The organism is Marinicella litoralis, assembly GCF_002591915.1.
Lineage (GTDB): Bacteria > Pseudomonadota > Gammaproteobacteria > Xanthomonadales > Marinicellaceae > Marinicella > Marinicella litoralis.
Window position 1 is genome coordinate 275,731 of record NZ_NIHB01000001.1, and the last position, 25,357, is coordinate 301,087.

The window sequence follows — 25,357 nt, forward strand, 5'->3', positions numbered from 1 at the left end:
TAAAAATCTTAAACTAAGGCCAAGGTGGCATTGCAGCCATGCGTCACAGCGCTTAATATGAGGGCTTTAAAAGCCAACTTAATATCAGCGATGAAAGATAAAAGCCAACTGGTGCAATACCGCAACTCGGTGCTGAATAAATACCAAATTTACAACAGTTTGTTTTTGAATTTACCGTTCGATGCGGTGTATAAAACCGGTGTGTTGTTACCGTTGTTAACCCATGCTTGTGTTCAGGGTTATCAAGAACAACAAAGCCCGTATGCAATCATCAGTGGATTTTTTGCCAAACAAGAAAGTCTGGACACCGAAGAGAAACAAATCAGCGCCTTGTTCAAGTTCATCCAATACATCGAAAGACAAATTGTGCTGTTTGATTCAATCGAAGAAGCGGGCTATGAAATCAACCATGACTTGAATGGCAAGGGCAGCGTTCCTTATTTAGCCAACCAAGCTGAACACCTGAACCAAACGGCTGCGTTGCGCCAGGTGTTACAAAGTTATCGAGTCAGGGTGGTATTAACCGCCCATCCCACGCAGTTTTATCCAGGGCCGGTGTTGGGCATCATGACCGATTTGAGCGAAGCGATCAAAACCAATGACCTGGTGATGATTGAACAGTTGTTACAACAACTCGGCAAAACGCCGTTGTTCAGTAAAAGTAAACCCACGCCATTTGATGAAGCGGTGAGTTTGATTTGGTATTTGGAAAATGTGTTTTACAACACGGTTAAGCACACCTTGCGACGCATCCAATCACAGGTGTTTGCTGACCAAGCGATGCCCGATAACACCTTCATCGAATTGGGTTTTTGGCCAGGCGGTGATCGAGATGGTAACCCCTTTGTTGATTCAGCCACCACCATCAAAGTGGCAGACCGCTTACATCGCAGCATCCTCAAATGTTACTACCGAGATGTCAGGGCGTTAAAAAAGCGGCTGACTTTTGAGGGTGTGGATGAAATGATTGAACGCCTAGAACAACAACTGTATCAAGCGGCGTACATGACCCATGAAAAAAACCAGCTAAGCCAAAAGCGATTGTTGGAGGCTTTGACTGAAATTCATCAAGAGGTTAAAAATAAGCACCACAGTTTGTTTATTGACTTGGTACAGGATTTGATCAATCAGGTGAAGTGTTTTGGCTTGTACTTTGCCACCTTAGACATTCGTCAGGACTCAAGGGTTCACCACCAAGTGATGATTGAAATGGCCACTGAAACCGCGATGTTAGATGTTCATTATGCCGATTTAACCGCCGCACAACAAATGGCCGCATTGAACCACATCAAAGGGCCGGTGGAAGCATCTGACTTGTCGTCAACGCTGGCCCAAGATACATTGAACAGTGTACTGGCGATCGAAAAAATTCAAAAAACCAATGGTGAGTTTGGCGCCAATCGCTACATCATCAGCAACTGTCAATCGGCCTTGAACGTGATGGAAGTGTTGGCCTTTTTTCAACTGGCAGGTTGGTCAGCGCCGACGGTGACCGTTGATATCGTGCCTTTGTTTGAAACCATCGATGATTTGATGGCGGCACCTGAAATCATGGCATCCCTGTATCAAAACCCCAAATACCAGCAGCATTTATCGCTGCGCAAGCAACAACAAACCATCATGCTGGGATTTTCCGATGGCACCAAAGACGGTGGTTATTTGGCGGCCAATTGGTCCATTTTAACCGCCAAAGAAAAGCTGACCGCAGTGTCCCGAAAACACGGTGTTGCTGTGGTCTTTTTCGATGGTCGGGGCGGACCACCAGCCAGGGGCGGTGGAGAAACCCATAAATTTTATGCATCACAAAGTCCTGACATCGCCAACCACGCGACCCAATTAACGGTCCAAGGCCAAACCATTTCATCTAATTTTGGCAACACCCAGTCAGCCCAATACAACCTCGAACAATTATTGAGTGCCGGCTTGTCCAGTGCCATTTTTCCACAAGGAAAGGGTTGGGATGACGACAGCAAGCAGCTGCTAGGACGGCTGTCTGAACTGAGTTTGGAAAAATACAGTGGCTTCAAACAACACCCTAAATTCATTCCCTATTTAGAAAAAATCAGTACTTTAAAATACTATGGCATGACCAACATCGGCAGCCGACCCAGCAAAAGATCAGCCGGCAAAGGCCTGGTGTTCGAAGACCTGAGGGCGATTCCTTTTGTCGGTGCTTGGAGCCAGTTGAAACAAAATGTCTTGGGTTATTATGGCGTAGGAACGGCCTGTGAAACCCTCAGCCAAGACGGATTACAACAGCCGTTACAAACCCTGTACCAACAATCCGGGTATTTCAAAGCATTGATCGATAACAGCATGATGTCCATTTGTAAGTCATTCATGCCATTAACCGCCTATTTACAACAAGACCCAGAATTCGGCGGATTTTGGGACAACATCAACGACGAATTCAAACTGGCCAACAAGCACCTCAAGTCAATCGCAGAAGTAGACACCCTGCTGCTGGACCAACCCCTGCGAAAAGAATCGATTCGAGTGCGTGAATCCATCGTCTTACCCTTGTTAACCATTCAACAATATTGTTTACAAAAAATGGGTCAGTTAGCGCGTCAAGAACAGCCAGATAAAGCCTTAATGGCCACCTATGAAAAGTTGGTCACCCGCTCCTTGTACGGCAACATCAATGCAGCAAGAAATGCGGTGTAATGAATAGGCGTTGTTGAGTTATTTACGGGGACAGCCAGAGTGATAATCAGGAAAATGTGCACGTTTACCCTGTAATAGACGTCAATCAACGCATTGATGCACAACTATCCGCCCATTTCCTGATAATCATGCAGTCGAAAAATCCCTTCAAAGTAAGAAATCAATGACTTACAATGAAATCTTTAAAAAAAGCGTGCACGTATTTAAGCCAATACCTTGTTAGATGGCACTGATGCACTATTAATAAATTGTTAGCTTTCAAAGAAGATATCGGAGAAATATGAATAATTTAAAATATATATTGCTTGTATTGACTTTATCTATCTCAGGCCAAGCCGCTTCAGGCAATGAAATAACCAATCATGAAGCTGCAGGAAATCTGGAATCCCCAAAGCCATCTGGCTGCGTTCAAATCAGCAACCTTACTAGTCAACAAAATCCAGTCGATATTTTTACTGGATTAAATCGTTGCTTAGCCCATGACGATTACCAAAAAGCAGCAAGCTTATATTTGGTTGGCATGAGTTACGGATATTACGACACCAAGCGAGTTTCTGATAGAACTGCACATCAAGCTATTAGCGTTCTTCGAATGAACGCTTTTAGTTCAGTATCTGGTGAGCATTTAACCTTGTTGCAGGCCGAAGTAACCAAGCTAACATCGAACAATAGTGAAATATGCGAAAGCATCAATAAGCTAGGTGTGCCAGCTTACAAGCCAACTTATATGATCCAGCATGGCATGGGAGCATTTACAGGTCAAAGTACTAAAGACGGATTAGTTGAAAACTTCGATTCACAACAAGCATGGAAAGATACCTTATCAAAAATCGTAAAGTGTGTTTAAAGCTAACAAAAAAAGGCATCGGACGTCTGCTGCGCAGCCGCTCAATGCTTTAGACGTTATAGGCACCCCATAAAAGCCATAGCAATGGCATCACGTCTTCTTTGTTCCAAACTGGCAAAAGCCAATTTAAATGAATGGTACAGTCAGGAAACTATCGAATCAGAGCAAATGCCGCACTTCAGGTAAATACTTCTCAAATGAGCCGGTGTTGAACACCACCACTTGGTCTTTGGGCTTGATCATGTTCATGTCAATCAGCGGTTTGAGTGCAGCCAAACACGCGGCGCCTTCGGGACAAACCCACCAGTGTTTGTCTTGCCAAATTTCTGACAGGTGCTTGGCAATGTCCGCTTCGCTGATCGCAATTGAGGTGCCGCCACTTTGCCGCACGATGTCCACCACTTTAAAATGCCCCACCCCGCCAGCGACATTCAAACCAACGGCCAAGGTTTCACCGGCCGGTGTAGGTTCTGGCTCAAACAAGTCCTTATCAATGGCGTTTTTAACCGGTGGGGTGGCGGCCGATTGAACCGCGATGATTTTCGGTCTTTGGCTGTCGATCATTCCCATGGCTTCCAATTCATCAAAGGCTTTCCACATGCCTAAAATCCCAGTTCCGCCGCCGGTTGGGTACAAAATCACATTGGGTAAAGCCCATTGTTCAGACAGCCGATTGGGTTCGGCCAGTTCCAGCCCCATGGTTTTTTTGCCTTCGATGCGCCAGCCCGGTTCTTGGAAGGTGGCGACATTGAAATACCCTTGGGGCAGGTATTTTTCTTTCATCAATAGGCCGGCTTCTTTGATGGTGCCTTTGATCATTTCAAGTTTGATGTCTGGGTTGTGAAAGGCCAAAGCAGCCACATTACCCTGAATCGGTGCAGGCGTGTCATCGGGCATGATCACCACCGCGCCAATGCCCATTTCATTGGCATAAAAAGCCAGTGAATCACCGGCGTTTCCTTGGGTGGGGACGGCCAGTTTTGCTACACCAAAATGCTTGGCCATGTTGATGACTACCGCCATGCCACGGTCTTTGAAGCTCAATGTGGGGTTTTGTCCAAAGTCTTTGTGGCCTTTGCCTTCATCTTTGATGAACAACTGAAAACCGTGCTTTTTGGCCAGTGCATGGGATGAATGATCTAACAAGGGTGTGTAGCCTTCGCCATGGGAGGTAAAGCCCGAGGCCATCGGTAACAAACCGGCAAAACGCCACAGGTCTTTTCTTTCAGGGTGGTACCACTGTGTGGCTTGGATGCCAGTGGTGTCATAGACTGCCTGCACTGGCCTTTGGTCATGCGGACACAGGTTTATCAGGTGGTCTTTGGGGTATTGGGCACCACAAAAGGTACAAGCCAAGTGGGAAAAATGCGGGTTCAATTCAGTCATGGTTAAAGTTCAATTCCAAGGGTTATTCAAGGGTTATTCAAGGGTTAAATCCAGGCCAATGGCAGCCGCCATTTGTTGTACCTCGTTATGGGTATGGTGGAAGCTGGCTTGTTGTTCATCAAGCAACAAGGCTTGGGTTATTTTTGCATGGGCCAATTGAATGGCGGCCTGTTGTTGTGTGGCAGTTTGGCTGTTTTGCGCTTGGATGATTAAGCCATTGGCCCAAGCTTGCAGGCTGTACGGGTTGTTTGGATTGGCTTCGATGGCCTGTTGGAAGCTTGCATTGGCTTTGGAGTAATCTTGGTCAGTGTCATAGGCTTGGAGCGTCAACAGACTGGCCTGGCTGAGCATGATGTGGTAATCAGTGGTGTTGATGGCCAGCGCTTGGGCGATATAATCGGCGGCCAGTTCCAGGTGGTTATGGGTTGTTTGTTGGTTACGGCGCTGGTATTCAGCCATCAATAAGTGGGTGTTGGCTAAGTTGATGATTTGATTGGGGTCGTTGTTCAGTCGGTTTTCAGCCGGGTTTAAAAAAGCCAATAATTTTTCAGCCATTGGCATGATATTGTGCCCTTGTTCGAACTGATGTCGCAGTTGGACCCAATACACTTGTGCCATGTTATTGACCAAACCCCATTGTTCACTGACCATCAACCCAGGCAGCAACATGGTTTGATCGAACAGGGTTTGGGCCTGTTGGATGGTGTCTGATGGGTCGGTGTTTTGTCGGGTTTTTTCGTGCGCGTATTGGGCCAAAACATACAGCATGTCACTGACCACATAGGGTTGGTATTCGGTGTCCAGTTTCAGCAAGTTGTTGAACAGCTCCAATGATTGTTCAATCACTGGCTGGGCAGGTGCTCCGGTGAGTATCAATTGTTTGGCTTGCATGGCCAAAATCAAAGCCTGGGTCCAAGAACCACTGAATAAGTTTTCCAAAGTGCTGGCTTGTTGGTTCCAATGTTTGGCTCGTGCCAATGACGGGTTGGCATCGATGCCATAATCAACTTCCCACTGGGCTTTCATCAGGTATATTCTGGACAAAAGTTGTTTGGGGTAGTTGTTATTGGGCTGCACCTTCAAGGCATTTTCGCAGGCCATTATGCTTTGTGCTGCAAAGTCTTCAACCTGGGTGCCACTGCGATGGATGCCATCGGTCATCAGGTCTAAACTGACGCGACACAAATCGGCATAGGTCGGTGGAAAACTGCGGGCCATTTGGTTAGACAATTGATAGGTTGCTGCAGTCATTAAGGCATATTGTTTGGCCAGTTCCCATTCGCCATTTTCCCTGGCTCGAGTCATCAAGGCCGATAATATCAAAGCTTTGAGGTTGACTGCTTTTTTATTCCAACTGGCCGTGGAGAGTAGTTGATTGACCGCGGTTAAACCTGCTTCCAGGGATTCGGTTTGTGACAACACAAAAGCCTGGAACAGAGGGTCTGCTTGCCCTGCTTCCAGCTGGCTTTTTTCGATGTATGCCAAGGCAGGGTTTAAGTACTGGGCTTTGAAATCGGCGTCATTCATGGTTTGTTCTAAGCCATGTTGTTCTGAGTATTCGGTGGCTTTTTCAATGAACAACATGGTCCAAGCATCGGCCAAAAGTGGGCTTTCTGCCTGTCCGGCGATTAACATCGGTATGGCGTCTTGGTAATACTCGCCACGCAGCAAGATGATTCCCAGCAGCCGGCTCTTTTCTGTTTCAGTCAGCAGTTGGTCTTGTAAAACGGTTTTGTACAACTGGTCCCCTTGTTGGACCACGCTGTTGATTTCCTCGTCCACGGGGTGGATGGGTAACACATAGATTTGTTCGGCTTGTTTGACCAATTCATTGATTTGGTTTTCATATTTTTTGACTGTTTCATTGCGCTGGGCTTGCTCATCCATGTGCATCCATTGCCACCACAACAAGCACAACAACACCAGTGCTGCCAATAAGGTGGCGGTAATCAGGGTCTTTTTGCGCTTCAGCTTGGGTGCATTGATGATGGCATTGAATTTTTCAGCCGTGGCTGCCGCGGTCGGTCGTTGTTGCGGATTCAGTTGAGTCAGTTCATCGATCAGTTGGGTCAGCGGTTCAGCCAATCCACTGGGCGCCACGCGCTTACCTTGTTGTACATCCGTCAACAGTTGGTCGGTTTCCATGACTTGATAAGCGGCCTGGTGGCTGAATACTTCTTGGGCAATGATTCCCAAGGCATACAGGTCACTGGCGGTATCAATGTTTTTTCCTTGGGCTTGTTCTGGACTCATGTATCGTATGGTGCCGACCAATGAACCTTGTTGGGTCAGGCCGCTGCTGACCTCGGTTGCCGCTTCTTTTTGGCTGGTGCTGGGTTGGGACAATGACTGGGCAATGCCAAAATCCAAAACCTTTAACTGGCCTGCTGCGGAGATCATGATGTTGTCGGGTTTTAAATCACGGTGTACGATGCCATGTTCATGCGCCACTGCCAGTGCAGCGGCCAAATCTCCCATGGCCAGCAGTTTTTGTTGTTCTGTTAAAGGCGTCTGATACAACGGTTTTCCTTTGATGTATTCCAGCACCAGAAAATCACCTTCCGGTGTTTCTAAGTAATCGTACAATTGACAAATCGAAGGGTGGTTAATCTTCGACAGGATTTGTGCTTCACGAACAAAGCGTTGTTGTGTCGAGGGGTTCTTAAGGTGTTCTGGTCGAATGGATTTAACCGCCACCTGGCGTTCCAGTTTCTCATCAAAGCCCAAATAAACCGACCCCATGCCACCCTGCCCCAGTAATTTGATGATGCGAATGCGATTGATCAGCGCACCGGGGCTTATGGCCTCGGCTTGGTCGGTGCCTACTGTTGTGCTTGTTTGCTGTTGTTTTAAAAAGGCCTCGCATTGGGCTTCATCAGCCAACAAAGTTTCCACCTGGCTCTTGAGCTCGCGGTCATTGATTTGTTCAAGCAACACCGTTCGTTCCTGGGTGTTAAGCCCCAGGGCTTGGTTTAACAATGTTTTGGTTTCTTCTGGTTTCTTCAACGCCCTGACCGGTTGCAACAGGTTTGGATATGTGATTTATTATACCCAACACCGGTGGCGTTTAACCAGCCACAAAAAAAGCCCCACCGAAGTGAGGCTTTTGGGATCGTTGGTTTGCAAGGGTGATCAATCGAATTGATTCATCGTGTTGTCCTCACCTGAAGCTTTTAAAGCGGCATCGCCAGAAAAGTATTCCTTGTGGTCATCGCCGATGTTGGATCCGGCCATGTCTTGGTGTTTTACACAGGCCAGGCCTTCACGAATTTCTTTTCTTTGTACGCCGGTCACATAAGCCAACATGCCTTGTTCACCAAAATAACCTTTGGCCAACTGGTCGGTGGCAAGCGCGGTGGTGTGATAAGTCGGTAAGGTAATTAAGTGATGGAAAATACCGGCTTGTTGAGCGCCATCTTGCTGGAATGATTGAATCATTTGATCGGCTTTTTTCCCCAGTTCAGTGTCATCGTATTTAACATTCATCAGGGCAGGTCGGTCATAAGCAGAAACGTCGACACCGTCGGCTTTCATTAAGTCGTAGGCTTGTTGTCTGAAGTTCAGCGTCCAGTTGAATGATGGGGAGTTGTTGTAGACCAGTTTGGCATTGGGGATGGTTTGACGAATGCGTTTGACCATGCCACCAATTTGGCCCACATGAGGCGTTGCGGTTTCAATCCACAACAAATCAGCGCCATTTTGTAAACTGGTGATGCTGTCTAACACGCAGCGGTCTTCGCCAGTGCCTGGTTTGAATTGGAACAAACCACTGGCCAACCTTTTCGGTTTGACCAACTTGCCATTTTGTTTGATCACCACATCACCATTGTTTAAATCATCAAGGGCAATTTCATCACAGTCTAAGTACGCATTGTATTGGTCGCCCAAGTCCCCTGGTTGGGTGGTAACGGCAATTTGTTTGGTTAAGCCAGCGCCCAATGAATCGGTTCTGGCAACAATCACGCCATCATCCACACCCAACTCAAGGAAGGCATACCGAACGGCACGGATCTTGGCCAAAAAGTCAGCATGAGGTACGGTGACTTTACCGTCTTGGTGGCCACATTGTTTTTCATCGGAAACTTGGTTTTCAATTTGAATCGCACAAGCACCGGCTTCAATCATTTTTTTCGCCAACAAATAAGTGGCTTCTTCGTTACCAAATCCGGCATCGATGTCGGCAATGATTGGCACCACATGGGTTTGGTAGTTATCAATGCTGTCTTGTAAGCGTTGGGTGTTGACTTCATCGCCGGCGGCTTTGGCTGCATCCAACTCTTTGAACAAGCTGCGTAATTCACGGGCGTCGGCCTGCTTCAAAAAATCATACAGTTCTTTGATTAAGGCAGGAACACTGGTTTTTTCATGCATCGATTGATCGGGCAAAGGACCAAACTCAGAGCGCAAAGCAGCAATCATCCAACCTGAAAGGTAGAGGTATCTTTTGGCTGTGGTACCGTGGTGTTTTTTCACTGCAATCATTTTTTGCTGGCCAATGAAACCATGCCAACATCCCAGGGATTGGGTGTAGTTGGATGAGTCAAGGTCATAGTCCTTCATGTCTTGGCGCATGATGGCTGCGGTATATTTGGCGATGTCTAAACCGGTTTTAAACCGATTTTGTAACTTCATTCGAGCCACAAATTCAGGGTTAATGGCAGCCCAAGGTGTTTGGTTTTCTTTGATGAGGCCATCTGCTGATTTCACTTCTGTTTGGTAGTTTGACATATAAAAAGTCCTGATTGTTGTTAGTCGGATTGACAGCTAAAATAATTAAAGTCATTGGTTACGGCTAAAATCAAACAAACGTTTGAATAACACGTTCCTGCATAATAGAAGCATTTTTGTTACTTTTAAACACTTTTTTGCCACTTTTAACTGACTTAATTTATTTTGTTGTATTTGGACAGAAAATCCAAGAATTAGAGTTTTTATTCTAAAAAGCTGTTATAAGATAAAAAGGTTTCGTCTCAATACTTTCTTCAAACAGGACCCAAAATGATTCATTACGCCGAAAAAGCAAACCTTAAAGTTGACCCCATTTTGGCTGCGTTCATCGACCAAGAAGTTTTGCCTGAAACAGGTATCAGCAGTGAACAGTTTTGGCAATCAATGGCTGACATCATCGATGAATTGGCTCCGGTAAATAAACAACTACTGGAAAAAAGAGTCAGTCTACAAAACAACATTGACCAATGGCTGGTTAAGCATCGAAATAATTTCAATCACCCAGCCTATGTGAAACACCTCAAAGACATTGGGTATTTGGTAGAAGTTGGTGACGACTTTAAAATCAACACCAAAAATGTGGATGCTGAAATTGCGCTTCAAGCGGGCCCACAATTGGTGGTGCCTACCTCAAATGCACGGTTTGCGTTGAATGCCACCAATGCCCGTTGGGGCAGTTTGTATGATGCGCTGTATGGCACCGATGTGATTGCAGAAGAAGGTGGCGCAGAAAAAACGGCAGGCTATAACCCAATCAGGGGACAGGCAGTGATTGCTTATGCCCGTGATTTTCTGGACCAACATTTTGCCCTAAAACAGGGCAGTCACCATCAGGCCACAGCCTATACAATCCAACAAGGTCAATTGTCGGTGGCCTTGGAAAATGGTGTAACAACGACATTGAAAAAACCAGCTCAATGCCGAGCTTACAATGGCAGCAGTGCGCAGCCCTCGCAGGTTCTGCTTAACAACAATGACCTGCATGTCATCATTGAAATAGATGCCAACTCGCCAGTGGGCCAAACCGATAAAGCGGGCGTTAAAGACTTGACCATGGAAGCGGCGGTTACCACCATTCAAGATTTCGAAGATTCTGTGGCCGCTGTGGATGGCGAGGACAAAGTCACTGTATACCGCAACTGGCTGGGTCTAATGCGTGGTGACTTGAGCGATACTTTTACTAAATCCGGACGCCAAGTGACCCGTGTGGCCGCCGCAGACAAAGTGTTTAAATCCTTAGATGGCGGTGCGCTTAAACTGCATGGTCGCAGCTTGTTGTTTTGTCGCAATGTGGGCCATTTGATGACCAACCCAGCGATCATAGACTCACGGGGTGAGGAAATTCCAGAAGGCATCATGGATGCGATGGTCAGTGTGCTGATCGCGATGCATGATTTACAAGGTTTGGGGCCGTTGCGCAATTCAAGAACCGGCAGCGTTTATATTGTGAAGCCGAAAATGCATGGGCCTGAAGAAGCGGCTTTTGCCAATACATTGTTTGATCGGGTTGAAGATGAATTGGGCCTGGATCGCCACACCATCAAAATTGGCGTGATGGATGAAGAACGCCGCACCACAGTCAATTTAAAAGCCTGTATCAGACAAGTGAAAGACCGCATCGTGTTCATCAACACCGGGTTTTTGGATCGCACCGGTGATGAAATCCACACCAGCATGTTGTTGGGTCCGATGGCCCCCAAAGCTGAAATCAAAACCATGCCATGGATCAAAGCCTATGAAGATTGGAATGTGGATACTGGTTTGGCTTGTGGCTTCACCGGACAGGCACAAATCGGTAAAGGCATGTGGGCGATGCCAGATGAGATGGCCAAAATGATGCAAACTAAAACAGAACACCCAAAAGCGGGGGCCAACTGTGCTTGGGTGCCATCGCCCAATGGTGCCACCTTACATGCCATGCATTACCACCAAATCAATGTGTTTGAGGTACAACAACAATTGTTATCCAGACCAAAGGCAGACATCAATGACATCCTGAGCATTCCCTTGTGCGCCGACCCTGCAGCCCTAACGGCCGAACAAATTCAACATGAGCTGGACAACAATGCCCAAGGAATCCTTGGCTATGTGGTGCGCTGGATTGACCAGGGTGTCGGTTGTTCCAAGGTGCCGGACATCAACCACATCGGCTTGATGGAAGACCGAGCCACTTTACGCATTTCCAGTCAGCACATTTGTAATTGGCTGGCGCACGGTTTGTGTAGCGAACCACAAGTCAACGACACCTTCGCCCGCATGGCCAAAGTGGTCGATCAACAAAATGCCCATGACAGCAGCTATCAAAACATGGCAGATGATTTGACCAACAACACCGCCTACCAAGCGGCTTTGGATCTGGTGTTTATGGGTAAAGAACAACCTTCCGGATACACCGAACCCTTGTTGCATGCGTATCGAATGCGATTAAAAAATGGTCCTGCTGAGTGAGAGCTAGAACCGAGGCAGAACAGCGATTCACGGGCTTCATGATTTAGCGCCGCTATTTCCAAACAAACCACCATCGGATTAAAATGGAATAAAAAACACAGGCTTTAAATTAATTTGCAGTGTTGCAATACTGAAGACCAAATCCATTTTCTCTTGATTTACGAATACAGAAAATGTCTTTTTATATGGTTCATTAAGTACAAATGTTGGCAAGCCTATGGTTTTGGGCTTACAATTATCTAATACTTCATTCAACAATTGGGGCGTTGTCACCAAGACAGTATTTAGAGTACCTCCAAAAAATTAGTGTGTTGAATTCATGATAAATGGAAGGATGACATTGATTTTGTTGGCGTTTGACAAGCTTATTGTTATTTCTAGGCAACGCAAAGAACTGATTTTAAGCTGAAGTTATGGTTATTAATAGTAGCTTGTTTGATATGACAATTCACCAAAAATGAAAAAGTTCAAGTCATTACATTCACTGTGTCTGGTTTTGATATTGAGTGTTGCCGCATCATCGGACTTCGATGAAGTGGGATTACCGCTCATCACGCATTTCAATCAAGAAGACTATAAAGCACATCATGCCAATTGGGACATCCACCAAGCAAACAATGGCTTGATCTATATTGCCAACGGCAATGGAATATTGGTGTTTGATGGAGAGGAGTTTACACACCACTACTCACCAAATAAAACCGGAGTCCGTGACATCGACTTAGTGGGTGATAAGGTCTATCTGGGAACCTTAAACAACATCGGATTTTTCCAACCTGCTGCCAACGGAGTGTTGGTTTACCAGTCATTAAACCCATACTTGGCCCCAGAAAATCTGCCATTTGGGGAAATCTATTCTGTGGTTGCCTTTGCCGACAAGGTGGTGTTCAAAGCCATGGCTTATTATTTCATTTGGGATGGTGAGACCTTAACCACCGTACCAGATGACTCCAACAGTTATACCAAAACCATCCCTGTTAATGACCGCCTTTATACCAAACTGTTGAACGATGAACATGTGTATGAACTGGACTTTAATTCAGAGAAACTGTTAAAAGACACACCCTGGAGGTTACCTCTAAAGTCTCAAGTCAAAGGTATTGAGTTAAATGCTGAAAATGAACTTATATTTTTCACAGCACACCATGGTATTTATAAACAACATGGCGATGAATTGCTCAAGGTACAAGACCAGCTGAATGAGCCGGTTTTTATTTATGATGTCACCAAGTCAAAAAAAGGCCTGTTTTATGTTGCTACCATCAATGGTGGGTTGTTTATCTTATCCAATGACTTAGAAGTTTTAAAAAATTATAAAGACATCCATGGACTTAAAATCAGTCAAGTAAGCGGTGTCTTGCAGGATCAACAAAATAACATTTGGACCGTTGGTTACAATGGACTAAACGTAATGCGCCCACCAGATGAAATCAGCACTTTTGCCAAGGCGAATAACATGTATGCATTCGGGTTTGCTGATATACAAGGTGAGCCAAGCTTCTTGGGTAAGAGGGTGTTGCAGTTACATGCAGATGAAGAAAACCCTTTATACCCACCCTCTTTTCAGCCCATTGGCGAGATTGAGGGGGTGCGTGACAGTTTGGACTTTCAAGACCGGACTTTTCTTTGCACCAACAATGGGCTGTACCTGATTAAAGTTGAAAACCACAGAATCACCGAAAAGCAGTTGGTTTTCGATGAAAGTAAATATATTTTTGACATCGCTATATCGGATGACTCAAAGCATGTGTTTGTTTCTACCAATTTGGGGGTTTATCAAATTCAAGAAATAAGCAATGAATGGCACAGTGAAGCGATTCAAGGATTGGCATTTGAATTGAATAACATTGAAGTTGAAAACAACAAGGCTTTGTGGGTAGGCAGTCGAACAGGAGAGCTATTCAGGCTGGCTTTAGATGGAATCAACACCCCCACCCAATCGCTGATGAAGTTTACAGAAAAAGACGGCTTAAGCACTGACCTGGTGATACCCTTTAAATTATCCAGTGGTTTGGTTTTTGGTACCCGTGATGGCACCATGCGATACTTTGAAGAGGATAATAAACTGTTGCTTGATGAGCGATTGCCAGACATTTTACGACGCCAAAACATGGCCGTGGAAATGTTGTACGAAGACCAAAACCAATACATTTGGTACACCACTGATGAACAGCAGGGGTACATCAATAAAACAGCAAACAAGTGGCAGCATAACACGGTATTGTTTAATTATTTTCCTCCCCGGTTTAACAGAAATTACCTCAGTGTGAAGGACCATATACTTTGGTTCATGCAAACGGGTGGTGACATTTTTCGCATGGACGTCAATGCCACGAAAAAACTGCCTGATGTGGCACCTTTGTATATCCGCGAGTTGATAAACAGCAATACCGGTAATACCATACAAGCAGGGGTTGTCACCGACATCAAAACGCCCATTGATTTTTCATCAAACTCGATTCGAATTAAATATGCATTGGCTGACTATGCCACGCCACATCGAGCCATGTATAGGACCAAACTCAACGGGACACAAAATTCACAGTGGAGTGCTTGGTCAAATGAAACTTATAAAGACTTCACCGAACTCAGGGGCAAGGATTACAGGTTGGAGGTACAAGCCAAGGATGTATTTGGTCGCATTACACCCAGCACAGATTTGGCTTTCACCGTCCTACCTCCTGTTTATTTAAGCAAGACTGCATTGGTAGCCTATGTTGTATTGGGTCTGTTGTTTCTGTGGTTGGCGACCTGGGCAGTGATAAAAAGCAGGACCAAAAAACTCAAAATGGAAAACCAGCGGCTCGATGAGCTGGTGAAAAACAAAACCCAGTTTTTGCACAGTAAAGCCATGGACTTGGAATTGTTGCACAAAGCCAAAGATCGGTTCATGACCGACTTTTCACATGAATTAAGAACCCCTTTGTCTTTGATCATGGCACCAATAGAACAAGTCAAATCCAAACAACCCCACCACATGCTCGATGTGGCCATGAAAAATGCAGAAAAGCTCAGGGGTCAAATCAATCGCATCTTTGACTTACAACACCTCAATGATCCTGTAATCAAACTAAAGCAAACACATCTTGACCTCGTTGTTATCACTGCTCAGGTGGTTGACGAGTTTCAAGCATGGGCCACAAAACACCAACAAACATTGACGTTCGAGTGCCCAACCCAGTCGCACATGACCTTGTTTGACAAAGAAAAAATACAGGCAGTGCTGAGCAACCTCATCAGCAATGCCATCAAGTACAGTGGTGTCGGTTCACACATCTGGGTTGACATAGAATCCAAGGGATCAACAATTCAAGTGAATGTGATTGATGATGGCCCGGGCATTTCGTTGGCAAAAAAAGACCAAGTGTTCGAACGTTTTGTCACAGATGATAGCCTCAACACCTCCCAAATACCAGGGGTGGGAGTTGGGCTGGCTTATGCCAAAGAAATCATTGCCTCACATGACGGCCAGTTGTGTTTGGTTGAGTCGATTAAAGGTGCGCACTTTCAATTTGAAATTCCGCTGATCAGCCAGCCTGAAGAGATCACTTGGATCAACTCCAACGAACAAGTAGTCACCAAAGATTCTGATGACCATCCTGTATTGATGGTGGTTGAAGACAACGAAGAACTTCGAGAGGTGTTGGTTAAAATCTTGTCTGAGGCATTTGTGGTTTATGAGTTTTCTTCGGCTGATGCAGCGCTTCAGCAAGTCGAAAATGTGTTACCGGATGCCATCATCAGTGATGTGATGATGCCAGGAACCGATGGCGTGGCATTTACCCGTATTCTCAGGAAAATAAAAACCCTGCAAACCACACCAGTGATTTTATTGACTGCAAAAGTCGCCCAAAAGGACATCCAACAGGGTCTTGAAGCAGGTGCCACAGACTATATGGTTAAACCCTTCAGCCCCAGAGAGTTGTTTTTAAGGGTCAGCAATCACATCCAAGCCGTGCACGCCATTCGTGAGCAGTTGCAACCAGCAAACAATCAAGTTGAAGCACGTTCTCCTTTTTTGGCCGAACTCAATAAAGTCATTTTAGCAACCATTCGGGAAGGTCGCCTTTCTACTGAACAACTTGCAATGAAGATGGCCATGGATCGAACCACCCTATTCCGAAAAATCAAAAAGGCGGCTGATTGTCCACCCTCACAGTACTTGATCCAGTTTCGCTTAAACATTGCCAAAAGCTTGTTAGAGCAACAACAAAACAGCATCAGTGAAGTGGCCTATGCTTGTGGTTTTGAGAGTTTGTCTTATTTTTCGACTTGTTTCAAAAAACACTTTCATGTGACGCCTTCTCAATACATTGATGCGGCCGTAAGTAGTTAAATACCAATAGTAAGCAGAGTCACTTTATTGCTGTGACGTCCTCAGGTGTCAACACCTGCTTGTGTTTTATTATTCTGACCTTAACCACACATTTACTTGCTGCTAAACCATGGGTTGCAACAAAATTTAAAGCATTTGCAACACCAACAAAAACAAATTAAGCAAAATCTTTTTAACATGGAAGCTCTGAAAACAAACGGGGTAAGTCATGAAAAGATTTTTATTGATAACAGCTTTAGTCAGCTATTCATTGGGTTGGGCATCAGAGCCCAAATCTGCTGAGAACAACCAATTAATTTTGGGTAGTGGGTTGGTTAACATCAGCTTTCCCAATCATGCTCAAATAGAAAATAACATCCGCAGTAGTTGTGCACTGGGTACGCCGGCCATATCAGTTCCAGTGGTCTGCCAACAGTTTGGTTCGTTCACCTTCAATTTTGGTAAAGACAAAATCACCAAACTCGGATTGAAAGATATTTTGATGTCTGGGATCGACCCTTTTGGTTTGTTCAATAACCGAGAAAGTTTAAAAAAACGCATTCTGGTAGGCACTGGTCTGATGATTGCAGGGGCATCCATTGTGGCGACATGTCCGCCCATCCCTGTTGAGGAAGGCTGGTCAGAATTGAGTTATTTTGAACGGATTGATCGGGCCCAGGCTTTTGGTTATGTGCCACCTGACATTCATTTGCTCGCTCATGATGTTGATGTCCCAACCGATCCCAATTCTTGTACCAAAACGTTGGACTTGGCCATTGATAATAACACCCATACGGTCAATAATTTTGGTGATTTTGATGCCAGGGAATTTGCATATACCACACCGTTTGGGTCTTATCCATCAGCGACGACGAAGCTGGCGGTTGCCAGTCCTGCATTGGTGAACTGCTTGTCTTCATTGACCGACTTGATTGATATTTCAACCAACGTTTCTTTCAATGTTCAACAAGTGGATTTAGATTTCGTACCGAACATCACATTAGATGATATTCTCGATGGATTGGACGATAAAATCATTGCTGCAGTAGGTTTTTCAGATTTTGAACTTGTGGCATTACAACAATTCAATGGCTGGAAAAACAACTACAGAAGCAATTACCCAGGCTACTGTAACAATGACACATGCCAGTTTGAGCATGGCGTCAATCGAGTGGTTTTTGATGCCGACATCAACCCTGCCAGTTGGGGAAATTTGTTGTCAAATGTCACGTATTTTCAAGAAGTTGAGGTGCATGAATATTTTGATCCGGTGATCACAGCTTTTCCCTTAACGGTGACCTTAGAAGCCCTAGAAATTGGTGGCACCCGGGTCAGTAAATACCCGCCCAGAAGTTTTGTTGGTAACCCACCGGAAGACAGGAACTACACTTTTAACAAAAGTTGGCTGGGGGTTGTGGATAATTGTGACCAAAATCCAGTGATTGAAATGGAAGTGCCTGACTTTCTCCCTTTGGGGATTCACGATTTTCCAGTAACTGTGACCGACCGTGTCGGGAATCAAGTCAATGATTTCGTTCAGATCATCGTAGATGACACCATTCCACCTGATCTTGAACCCAAGAAACCGTTGGGAATTTTGGTTCCGGATGGAACCACTGCCATTGGTTTTAATGACCCGGGAATCGGTTGTGATGCGTTTTTGTGTGAGGGCAGCCCACCGACAGTGGAAATATACCCACCGACGTATTTTGATTTTGGAAGTTTGACCCCTGATGTAGACTGTGAAATGGATAATGTGCTGAACTTAATTGGCTGTGATGGCAGTTTGCTACCGGTCAATGACATGAGTTTGGTTAATTGGCAAATCACCGATCCCTCAGGCAACGTATCGGCGTTGACTCAGCAGGTCTATGTCCGAGAAGAAAGCATAAATCAGGCACCAACCACACCCAACCAAAGTTATGTTATTGGTCAGGACCAAGCGATACAAATTCCTTTGAACGCTGAGGATGGTGACTTTGATCCTTTGATGTTCAGTGTCTTGGGTCAACCCACTCATGGCAACGTGGATGGTGACCCCGAAGCTGTTTTTCAGACTCGATTCAACACCACTGGTTTGTTGGCCAGCAGTAATGGCATGGCCTCTGTGGATAACTTCAATGTAGGCCAAAGTGGATTGTTGGTCAGTTCTGCAGCAGAGCAACGGGTGTATTTGTTTTTAAGAGGATCGGTGGGCGAGTTGATTAATCGATATGATCTGGGCCAAGTGATTGCAGGGGGCATAACTCCAAATGCGATAACCTTTGGTGAAGGCAAACAAGCCGAAGACAGTTCGGGTAATCTGTCACAAGTTTTGAGAAATAAATCGCTTTGGATAGGCGATTGGCAAAATCGAAAAGTATATTTGTATAACTACAATGACCTTTCAAACCAAGCAACAGTGGTGGAGTTGTTGACTTTGCCAGCAGGCTTACAGACACCTGTTGGTATCACCGCTGATCGTTCTGGTTCAACGGTAAAACTGGTGATAGCCGACAGCAGTGACCAGCAATTATGGCGATTCGATGTCAATGCCAACACCCAAACATTACTCTCCACCAGCAGCTATGAAGGCGTTGGCATTATCCCAGACCATGTGGACTTTTCCGGCAACAGCTCTGAAGTCTTTGTGTCATCAAAAGTCGACAAAGCAGTCGTTAAATACAACTTCAGCCTTGGTGTTCTTGGCTCGTGGCCAATTGATAATTTACTGGATGACCCTGATGGTGAAGATCCCGCCTTGCCAGTTTTGCAAGATGCCGTGGATTTTGTGGTTCAAAGTGATGGTTTTTCCTTCCAGCTCAATTGGTTTGATGCCACAGAATTTAAGTTGGTTGAAACCGTTTTTCAAACCAATGCACCAAACACTGAACCGACTATTCAGTCTACTTTCAGAATGCCCTACTTTGTAGAAATTCTGGCTCTGGAAGAAACCACACAAAATGGGATCACGCAGTTTGTGATGTTGGCTGAAGGAGACCTTGGGCAACAATACCTGATTCGGTATGACTTACAAGGGCGAATCGATGCCATTACCAGCTTATACAGTGGCCAATCTTTGAATCCGATACCGCCGACTTCTAACACAAGCTATGTTGACATTGCACTGAAAGACAACGGTGATGTGTTGTTACTGGATCAAGGCAATAACAACAACTTCCCGAGTATAGTTGCCATCCAATTGAACACAGGTGTTGACGCCTATCAATATGTGACGGGTAATATGGTCGTTGATTTCTTGGGCAATGACGCCCTACCGAGTAAAGCCATAGACATCAGCGGCAACCAAGTGGTGGTTATGGGTACCAAAAGTATTGGCACCTATCAACTGGGGCAAGGGGCTGGCCAAGGTCAGGTGTTGGTCGATTTTTCTGCAGCCATCAATCAGTATGCCGACTTGGCCATTTCAGATGGTGGTGTCGTCTATGCATCAGACACGGGAAACAATCAGGTAGACAGTTTCGATTCCAGCACCGGCGCTTTTTTGCAAAGCATCGGTGCAGGCGATTTGGATTTCAATGCTGAACCTCAGTATGGCCGACTTTTCTATGACAATGTGTTGAATAAATTATGGGTATCTGACTTTGCTGAAATTTTTTACCCAGATTTAGGCACCAATGGTGAAACCCATCGCATGCCACGATTACTGGGTTTTGGCCCAACTGGAAATTTATTGGATGTATTAAAACCAGAAGGCACTCCCGGAGAGTTCTTTTCATTTTTGGAACCAGGTGATTTTGGCACCATCACAGCCATTGCGGCCGGAGATGAAGATCGATTTTATGTGGCCGAGGCCCAGCCCTTGAATCGCTTACATGTGTTTGACAGCCAAATATTTGTCGAAGTCAGCTGTGAAGGCGGCCCTGATAATCTGGTTTGCAATTTATTGGGTTACACGCCGAACCTTGGTTACGTCGGCTCAGAATCCATGACCGTCATTGCATCAGACCCCTTTGGTGCGGCTAGCAACGAAGCGGTTGTCGATTTAACCATCATCAATGATACTGAAGCACCTGTTGTGAGTTGCCCTGCTGCCATTGAAGTTCAGGCCAACAGCACTTTAGGTTATATGGCCAATCTGGCAGAGCCAGATAAAGAAGTTGATGCTGCCATGCGATCATTTTTATTGGGTGCCAGTCACACAGAAAATACCGACCTTCCTCCTGTGATAATCAGTAACGACATCCCCCAGGAGCTTTTATTGGGAGAAAACACCATCACTTTCATTGGAATCGATGGCTCGAATAACCAAGGGCAATGCCAATCCAGCATCACCGTAGTTGATACATTGGCGCCTGTGTTTTCGGATATACCGGTACTGACATTCGAGGCCATTGGACCTTTGAGCGATTTGAGTGCATTGGGGGTAGATGCTCCTGAAGTCAACGACAACAGCAGCATTAACAACCTCGTCGTGATCGGCGAAACCCTGTTACCAGTAGGTACCAACAGAGTCACTTGGCAAGCCACTGACATTGCAGGCAACTTAAGTCAAACCATCCAAATCATAGAGGTTGTGGACAGCACACCGCCAGTCATCAGTGGCGTCGTGGATGCCACCCAACACTCAAATGATACCTTGACGGCCATCAGTTATGTCATGCCCGAAGCGACTGATCTGGTCAGTTCAGAGATGAATTTCAACTGCTTGCCCGCCACAGGAACAATGGTTTCTCAAGGAGAACAAGCTGTCAGTTGTCATGCCACGGACGAAGCCAATAATCAGAGCAACCGGACATTTCTAGTGAGCGTATTTGGTGATGCAGATTTTTTTGAGGTTTCTGCCAATCAATATAGCGATACAATTAATGGTGGTAACACCGACATATCCATCACGCAAGCCTCAGGCTTGTTGTATTTGGTTTATGATGCACCAACACCAGAACAAGGGTTAACGCTTGGATTAATGTCTGAGAACCCCAACAGAGGGCCGATGAACCAACTTTCGCTGTCCGCATGTCAGGGTCAATACAACATCCCAAGTTTGAACTTTGAAGATTTGCTCTTTGATGACATAACAGAGCGTTTTGGTGATCGAGTGACGGTGTCTTGTAACGCACAAGGGCAGGCCAGCAAGATCAGTTCACTGGTAGGTAATTTCACCGTTGAACTGTTGGTTGTTGAGCCGCCTGTAGACACCACAGTAGAACTTGATTTGTCGGCAGGTAACGAAATCAGCCTTGCGGGTCTGACACTGACGGCAAACAGTGACAATGCATCTGATTCTGAAATTAGGGTTTATGGTAAAACCTTCATCTTAGCGCCAGGATCCAGTATGAACTTGTATGGAGCAGATGATTTGATTTATCGGCATGGATTTGAATAACCCTTTGGTTTAAATTGAAGTTGACACGGAAGTCAACTCAAATAATATGAGCCCTTAAGTGCTGATGCCACCGGGTGATCACGGTTAAAGAAAAACCGTCGGACTAAACCGAACATTGGTTTCATGCTTACCATTTGTATCTGAAACAGCAAGTCTAGTTGGTATTAATCAGAGTACGCCAAGGGATAGAACCGGCCCTCTTTTCCAATCATTAGGTTGATAGAAGTCAACCACCCAGTGGTTCACTTTCCAGTACTTTGAATTTGGGTTGTCGGCTTCAGCCGACCCTGTGAAATCTTTCATTTTTAACATTAATTTGACCCCATCCGTGTTAATTTGGTGTTTTGATAAAAGGTAAACACCATGCAAAGATTCTTGATTGTCACCTGCTTACTTTGGCCTGTCTTGAGTTGGTCACAGTCTTGTGAAGAACAAAACATCAAGCTACAGGTGTTGGGGTCTGGTGGTCCTGAATTGACCGATGGTCGGGTTTCATCCTCCCACCTGATTTGGCTGGATGACAAGGCCAGCATACTGATCGATGCCGGCAGCGGTAGTGCCCATCAATTTGAAGTGGCCAACGGTCATTCAGAAGATTTAAAAGCCATTTTGTTGACTCATTTACATGTGGATCACAGTGTGGATGTGCCGGCTTTTATCAAAGACTCCTACTTCACCGGTCGCCAAACCGATCTGTGGGTGATGGGTCCTCAAGGCAACGATTTGATGCCCGATACCCGTGTTTACTTAGATCAGCTGTTTGGCCAAGACGGCGCTTATGCTTATTTGAAGAGTTACTGGCTGCCAGAGGTCCGGGGCCAATTTAAAATTAAAGCCAAGGATGCATCGTTGGCGCACCACAGTATTCAACAACATGTGATGCTCGATGGCATCAAGCTCAGCAGCATTGGGGTGCATCATGGCCCCATCAGTGCCGTGGCCTGGCGAGTAGATGTGGGTGATTGTGCCATCACATTTTCTGGCGACATGACCAACAAATATGACTCTTTGGCTCGACTGGCGCAAGGCAGTGACGTCTTGGTGGCCAACAACACCATTGAAGAAGCATCCACAGCAGCGGCCAAAAACATGCACATGGTGCCTTCAGAGATTGGCAAAATAGCCACCAAAGCAGGCGTCAAAAAACTGTTGCTGGCACACTTCATGTTACGCAGCCTGCCACACCAACAAGCCAGCATTGATTTGATTAAAGAAGTGTATCAAGGTCCCGTATTATTGGCTGAGGACTTGATGTGGGTCGAATTAAAATAAGTCACTGAATAGAATTGAAAATTTCCAGCGAGCGGAGGCAATATGCAACATCACAGCAACCCAGTCCACCCACAAAGCATTGGCGGCATTCACAAAAAAGGCATTGGTCTTGGTGAAGAAGCCCTGATACGTATCACAGCAGGGCTTTGTGCCAATCCTGAGGTTTGGCAAAAATCAGCAGCAGAAATCGTTGCCATGGCACAAAATATTCATGATGAACTGTTCAGGTTTAAAGGTCCGGTGGAATAGTTTTATAATGAGTGTTCGCTAACAGGGGGTAACGGCTTATGTTTGAACACATCGCTGTCTTTTTTTCGATCATTCTCAGCTTAGGTTTGGTTCACTTGTTGGGTGGCTGGTCGTTGATGTTGGACGCCAAAGTTAAAGTCAAAATGTATTGGGTACATTTGTTGTGGTCGGTGAATATGATGCTGTTGATAGCGTTGGTTTGGTTTGCCAATTTCGCTTTGTCTGCGGCTGCTGACATTGGTTTGGCTCACTACTTTGTTTTATTGGGCTATTCAATTTCAATCTACTTGATGTGTGCTTTGATGTTTCCGGTCAGAGGCGACGAAGTAAGGGACTTCAAAGTGCATTACTACAACAACCGAGTGCGATTTTGTGCTGTGGGTTTGGTGTTTGTGATAACCGATGCCTTGGATGGTTGGATTGAGTCGGCTGTTTTAAACACACCTTTGAATTTAGGCCAATTTGGTACTTTAACTGTTTATGCGTTGTTGTTTGTGGTTGGGATGTTGACCTCATCTCATCGTTTTCATGCCAGCGCAGCCGGTTTGTTTTTTTTGGGCTTGGTTGGCTTTTTAATGAGTTTGACGGGTGCCACCATTCCAATGCATTGACTTAATCATTAGCTCCGGATGGCTAAACCGGTGGTGTGCCAACCATTCTTCAGGCTTGTCTTCAGGAGCCAAATAACCCCACATTGCGATGGCCGATAGCATGCCCGCAGCATGGGCGGCATCGATGTCAGACTGGGCATCACCTAGATATAAAGTCGTCGCAACTTGGATGTTCATGGCTTGGGCGGCATGAATCAAAGGTTTGGGGTCGGGTTTTGCAACACCCACTTCATCCGCACAGACCAGTATTTTGGCGTTGATTAATTCAGGGGTGTTGGCCACGATGGGCTGGGCCAGCCAAGAGGGTTTGTTGGTGACGATGCCCCATGGGGTTTCATGCTCATCCAGGTGGTTGATTAAGGCCGCAACCCCTTCAAACAGCTGGCTGTGGGTGTTTAACTGTCGTTGGTAGATTTCCAGGTATTCTGACCGCAAAAGTTTTAATTCCTTGGGTGGCGGGTTGTTGAACACTGATTGAACCAGGGCCACAGCGCCTTGAGAAATATACTGGCGGTACTCGGCGACATTGAGGCTGTGTTTGATGCTGTGATTATCTGCCAAGGTGGCCAAGGCATAAATCATGTCAACCGCAGTGTCTATCAAAGTGCCGTCTAAATCGAACAACACTGCATGGTATTTGTTTTCAATGTTTTCAGCCATGCTTTTGCAAGGCCATGAAGTAGTTGATGTCTAAATCTTGATCATCCAAAGTCGCCGATTGGGTGATGGGGTTGTAACGCATGCCGGTGAGGCTTTTGATTTCTACCGGCTGGTCTTTTAGCATCGCCACCAATTCAGAGGGCTTGATAAATTGTTCAAAATGATGGGTTCCCTTGGGGACGATTTTCAAAACATGTTCTGCAGCAAATATACCCAACATCATGGCCTTGGGTGTGCGATTCAGGGTGGATAAAAACAACCACCCACCGGGTTTCAATGCGGCCAAACAGGCATCGATGATGCCCTCTGGGCTGGGAACATGTTCCAACATCTCAAGACAACTCACCACATCTTGTGACTCAGGGTTGGCAGCCGCAAAGTCTTCAATGCTTTGCAGTTGGTAATCGACCGTTAGCGCCGACTCAAATAGATGCATTTTGGCCGTTTGTAAGGAAGCTTTGGAGAGGTCCAAGCCAGTCACTGTGGCGCCTTTTGCTGCCAAGGCCTCAGACAAAATCCCACCACCACAACCGACATCCAACAATTTTTGCTTGTCGATGTTGACATGATCGGTGATGTATTTCACTCTGACGGGGTTGATTTGGTGTAGGGTTTTGAAGGGCCCATCGGGATCCCACCAAAAAGCAGCTTGACCATCAAATTGTTCGATTTCTTGTGGATAATGATTGGCGCTCATGATTTCTTGACTGCAAAAAATGTATTGTACACATTCGATGTTCAGTTTGCTTTAGCACCGCAAACAAATTAAAGAATTTAGTCGCCAAACACTTGTTACTGCCCAGAAAAAGCCCATATCTGGTATCATCACGAATTTGAGTACCTAAGAA

The 25,357-nt window shown here is 45.6% G+C and carries 13 protein-coding genes; 8 read left to right on the forward strand and 5 right to left on the reverse strand.

Features of this window, described 5'->3' with window-relative positions; all coding sequences use genetic code 11:
* Positions 1–90 precede the first annotated feature (90 nt).
* On the forward strand, positions 91–2,667 hold the full coding sequence (locus CCS90_RS01265; protein ID WP_099018703.1) for a phosphoenolpyruvate carboxylase: 2,577 nt from the start codon (positions 91–93) through the stop codon (positions 2,665–2,667).
* Between the two features lie 280 nt (positions 2,668–2,947).
* Positions 2,948–3,514, forward strand: a complete 567-nt coding sequence (locus tag CCS90_RS01270; RefSeq protein WP_099017695.1) for a hypothetical protein — start codon at positions 2,948–2,950, stop codon at positions 3,512–3,514.
* Between the two features lie 159 nt (positions 3,515–3,673).
* On the opposite strand, the gene CCS90_RS01275 is transcribed toward CCS90_RS01270, so the two are convergent.
* The 3 genes from CCS90_RS01275 to CCS90_RS01285 all read right to left on the reverse strand — a co-directional run bounded on the left by CCS90_RS01275 (position 3,674) and on the right by CCS90_RS01285 (position 9,628).
* Positions 3,674–4,900, reverse strand: a complete 1,227-nt coding sequence (locus tag CCS90_RS01275) for a threonine synthase (RefSeq protein ID WP_099017696.1) — start codon at positions 4,898–4,900, stop codon at positions 3,674–3,676.
* 33 nt (positions 4,901–4,933) lie between these two features.
* Positions 4,934–7,906 carry a serine/threonine-protein kinase gene (locus tag CCS90_RS01280; RefSeq protein ID WP_133566430.1) on the reverse strand — a complete coding sequence of 991 codons (2,973 nt, stop codon included), beginning with the start codon at positions 7,904–7,906 and terminating at the stop codon, positions 4,934–4,936.
* A 126-nt stretch (positions 7,907–8,032) separates the two neighbouring features.
* Entirely contained in the window at positions 8,033–9,628 is a 1,596-nt protein-coding gene (locus CCS90_RS01285; protein WP_099017698.1) for an isocitrate lyase, read from the reverse strand.
* A gap of 270 nt (positions 9,629–9,898) precedes the next feature.
* On the opposite strand from CCS90_RS01285, the gene CCS90_RS01290 reads away from it, so the two are divergent.
* The 6 genes from CCS90_RS01290 to CCS90_RS01325 all read left to right on the forward strand — a co-directional run bounded on the left by CCS90_RS01290 (position 9,899) and on the right by CCS90_RS01325 (position 23,849).
* The gene (locus tag CCS90_RS01290) at positions 9,899–12,076 is read left to right on the forward strand and encodes a malate synthase G (protein WP_099017699.1); all 2,178 of its coding nucleotides are present in this window, start codon (positions 9,899–9,901) and stop codon (positions 12,074–12,076) included.
* Positions 12,077–12,533: 457 nt separating this feature from the next.
* Positions 12,534–16,412 carry a response regulator gene (locus CCS90_RS01300; protein WP_099017701.1) on the forward strand — a complete coding sequence of 1,293 codons (3,879 nt, stop codon included), beginning with the start codon at positions 12,534–12,536 and terminating at the stop codon, positions 16,410–16,412.
* A 208-nt stretch (positions 16,413–16,620) separates the two neighbouring features.
* Positions 16,621–21,717 carry an NHL repeat-containing protein gene (locus CCS90_RS01305; protein WP_099017702.1) on the forward strand — a complete coding sequence of 1,699 codons (5,097 nt, stop codon included), beginning with the start codon at positions 16,621–16,623 and terminating at the stop codon, positions 21,715–21,717.
* Between the two features lie 363 nt (positions 21,718–22,080).
* Positions 22,081–22,989, forward strand: a complete 909-nt coding sequence (locus CCS90_RS01315; RefSeq protein ID WP_099017704.1) for an MBL fold metallo-hydrolase — start codon at positions 22,081–22,083, stop codon at positions 22,987–22,989.
* A gap of 42 nt (positions 22,990–23,031) precedes the next feature.
* The gene (locus CCS90_RS01320) at positions 23,032–23,238 is read left to right on the forward strand and encodes a hypothetical protein (RefSeq protein WP_099017705.1); all 207 of its coding nucleotides are present in this window, start codon (positions 23,032–23,034) and stop codon (positions 23,236–23,238) included.
* A gap of 38 nt (positions 23,239–23,276) precedes the next feature.
* On the forward strand, positions 23,277–23,849 hold the full coding sequence (locus tag CCS90_RS01325; RefSeq protein ID WP_099017706.1) for a hypothetical protein: 573 nt from the start codon (positions 23,277–23,279) through the stop codon (positions 23,847–23,849).
* Here CCS90_RS01325 and CCS90_RS01330 read toward each other — a convergent pair.
* A complete protein-coding gene (locus CCS90_RS01330; RefSeq protein ID WP_099017707.1) occupies positions 23,811–24,509 on the reverse strand; it encodes an HAD family hydrolase in 699 nt (232 codons plus the stop codon). The genes CCS90_RS01325 and CCS90_RS01330 overlap by 39 nt on opposite strands.
* Positions 24,502–25,206 carry a bifunctional 2-polyprenyl-6-hydroxyphenol methylase/3-demethylubiquinol 3-O-methyltransferase UbiG gene (ubiG, locus tag CCS90_RS01335; RefSeq protein WP_099017708.1) on the reverse strand — a complete coding sequence of 235 codons (705 nt, stop codon included), beginning with the start codon at positions 25,204–25,206 and terminating at the stop codon, positions 24,502–24,504. Before ubiG ends, CCS90_RS01330 begins: the two co-directional genes overlap by 8 nt.
* Positions 25,207–25,357: the final 151 nt, after the last annotated feature.

Excerpts from the sequence above, each read along its gene's own strand:
- ubiG (WP_099017708.1), bottom strand. The coding sequence starts at position 25,206 with ATGAGCGCCAATCATTATCCACAAGAAATCGAACAATTTGATGGTCAA.
- CCS90_RS01320 (WP_099017705.1), top strand. The coding sequence starts at position 23,032 with ATGCAACATCACAGCAACCCAGTCCACCCACAAAGCATTGGCGGCATT.
- CCS90_RS01290 (WP_099017699.1), top strand. The coding sequence starts at position 9,899 with ATGATTCATTACGCCGAAAAAGCAAACCTTAAAGTTGACCCCATTTTG.
- CCS90_RS01330 (WP_099017707.1), bottom strand. The coding sequence starts at position 24,509 with ATGGCTGAAAACATTGAAAACAAATACCATGCAGTGTTGTTCGATTTA.
- CCS90_RS01305 (WP_099017702.1), top strand. The coding sequence starts at position 16,621 with ATGAAAAGATTTTTATTGATAACAGCTTTAGTCAGCTATTCATTGGGT.
- CCS90_RS01275 (WP_099017696.1), bottom strand. The coding sequence starts at position 4,900 with ATGACTGAATTGAACCCGCATTTTTCCCACTTGGCTTGTACCTTTTGT.
- CCS90_RS01315 (WP_099017704.1), top strand. The coding sequence starts at position 22,081 with ATGCAAAGATTCTTGATTGTCACCTGCTTACTTTGGCCTGTCTTGAGT.
- CCS90_RS01265 (WP_099018703.1), top strand. The coding sequence starts at position 91 with ATGAAAGATAAAAGCCAACTGGTGCAATACCGCAACTCGGTGCTGAAT.
- CCS90_RS01325 (WP_099017706.1), top strand. The coding sequence starts at position 23,277 with ATGTTTGAACACATCGCTGTCTTTTTTTCGATCATTCTCAGCTTAGGT.
- CCS90_RS01300 (WP_099017701.1), top strand. The coding sequence starts at position 12,534 with ATGAAAAAGTTCAAGTCATTACATTCACTGTGTCTGGTTTTGATATTG.
- CCS90_RS01270 (WP_099017695.1), top strand. The coding sequence starts at position 2,948 with ATGAATAATTTAAAATATATATTGCTTGTATTGACTTTATCTATCTCA.
- CCS90_RS01285 (WP_099017698.1), bottom strand. The coding sequence starts at position 9,628 with ATGTCAAACTACCAAACAGAAGTGAAATCAGCAGATGGCCTCATCAAA.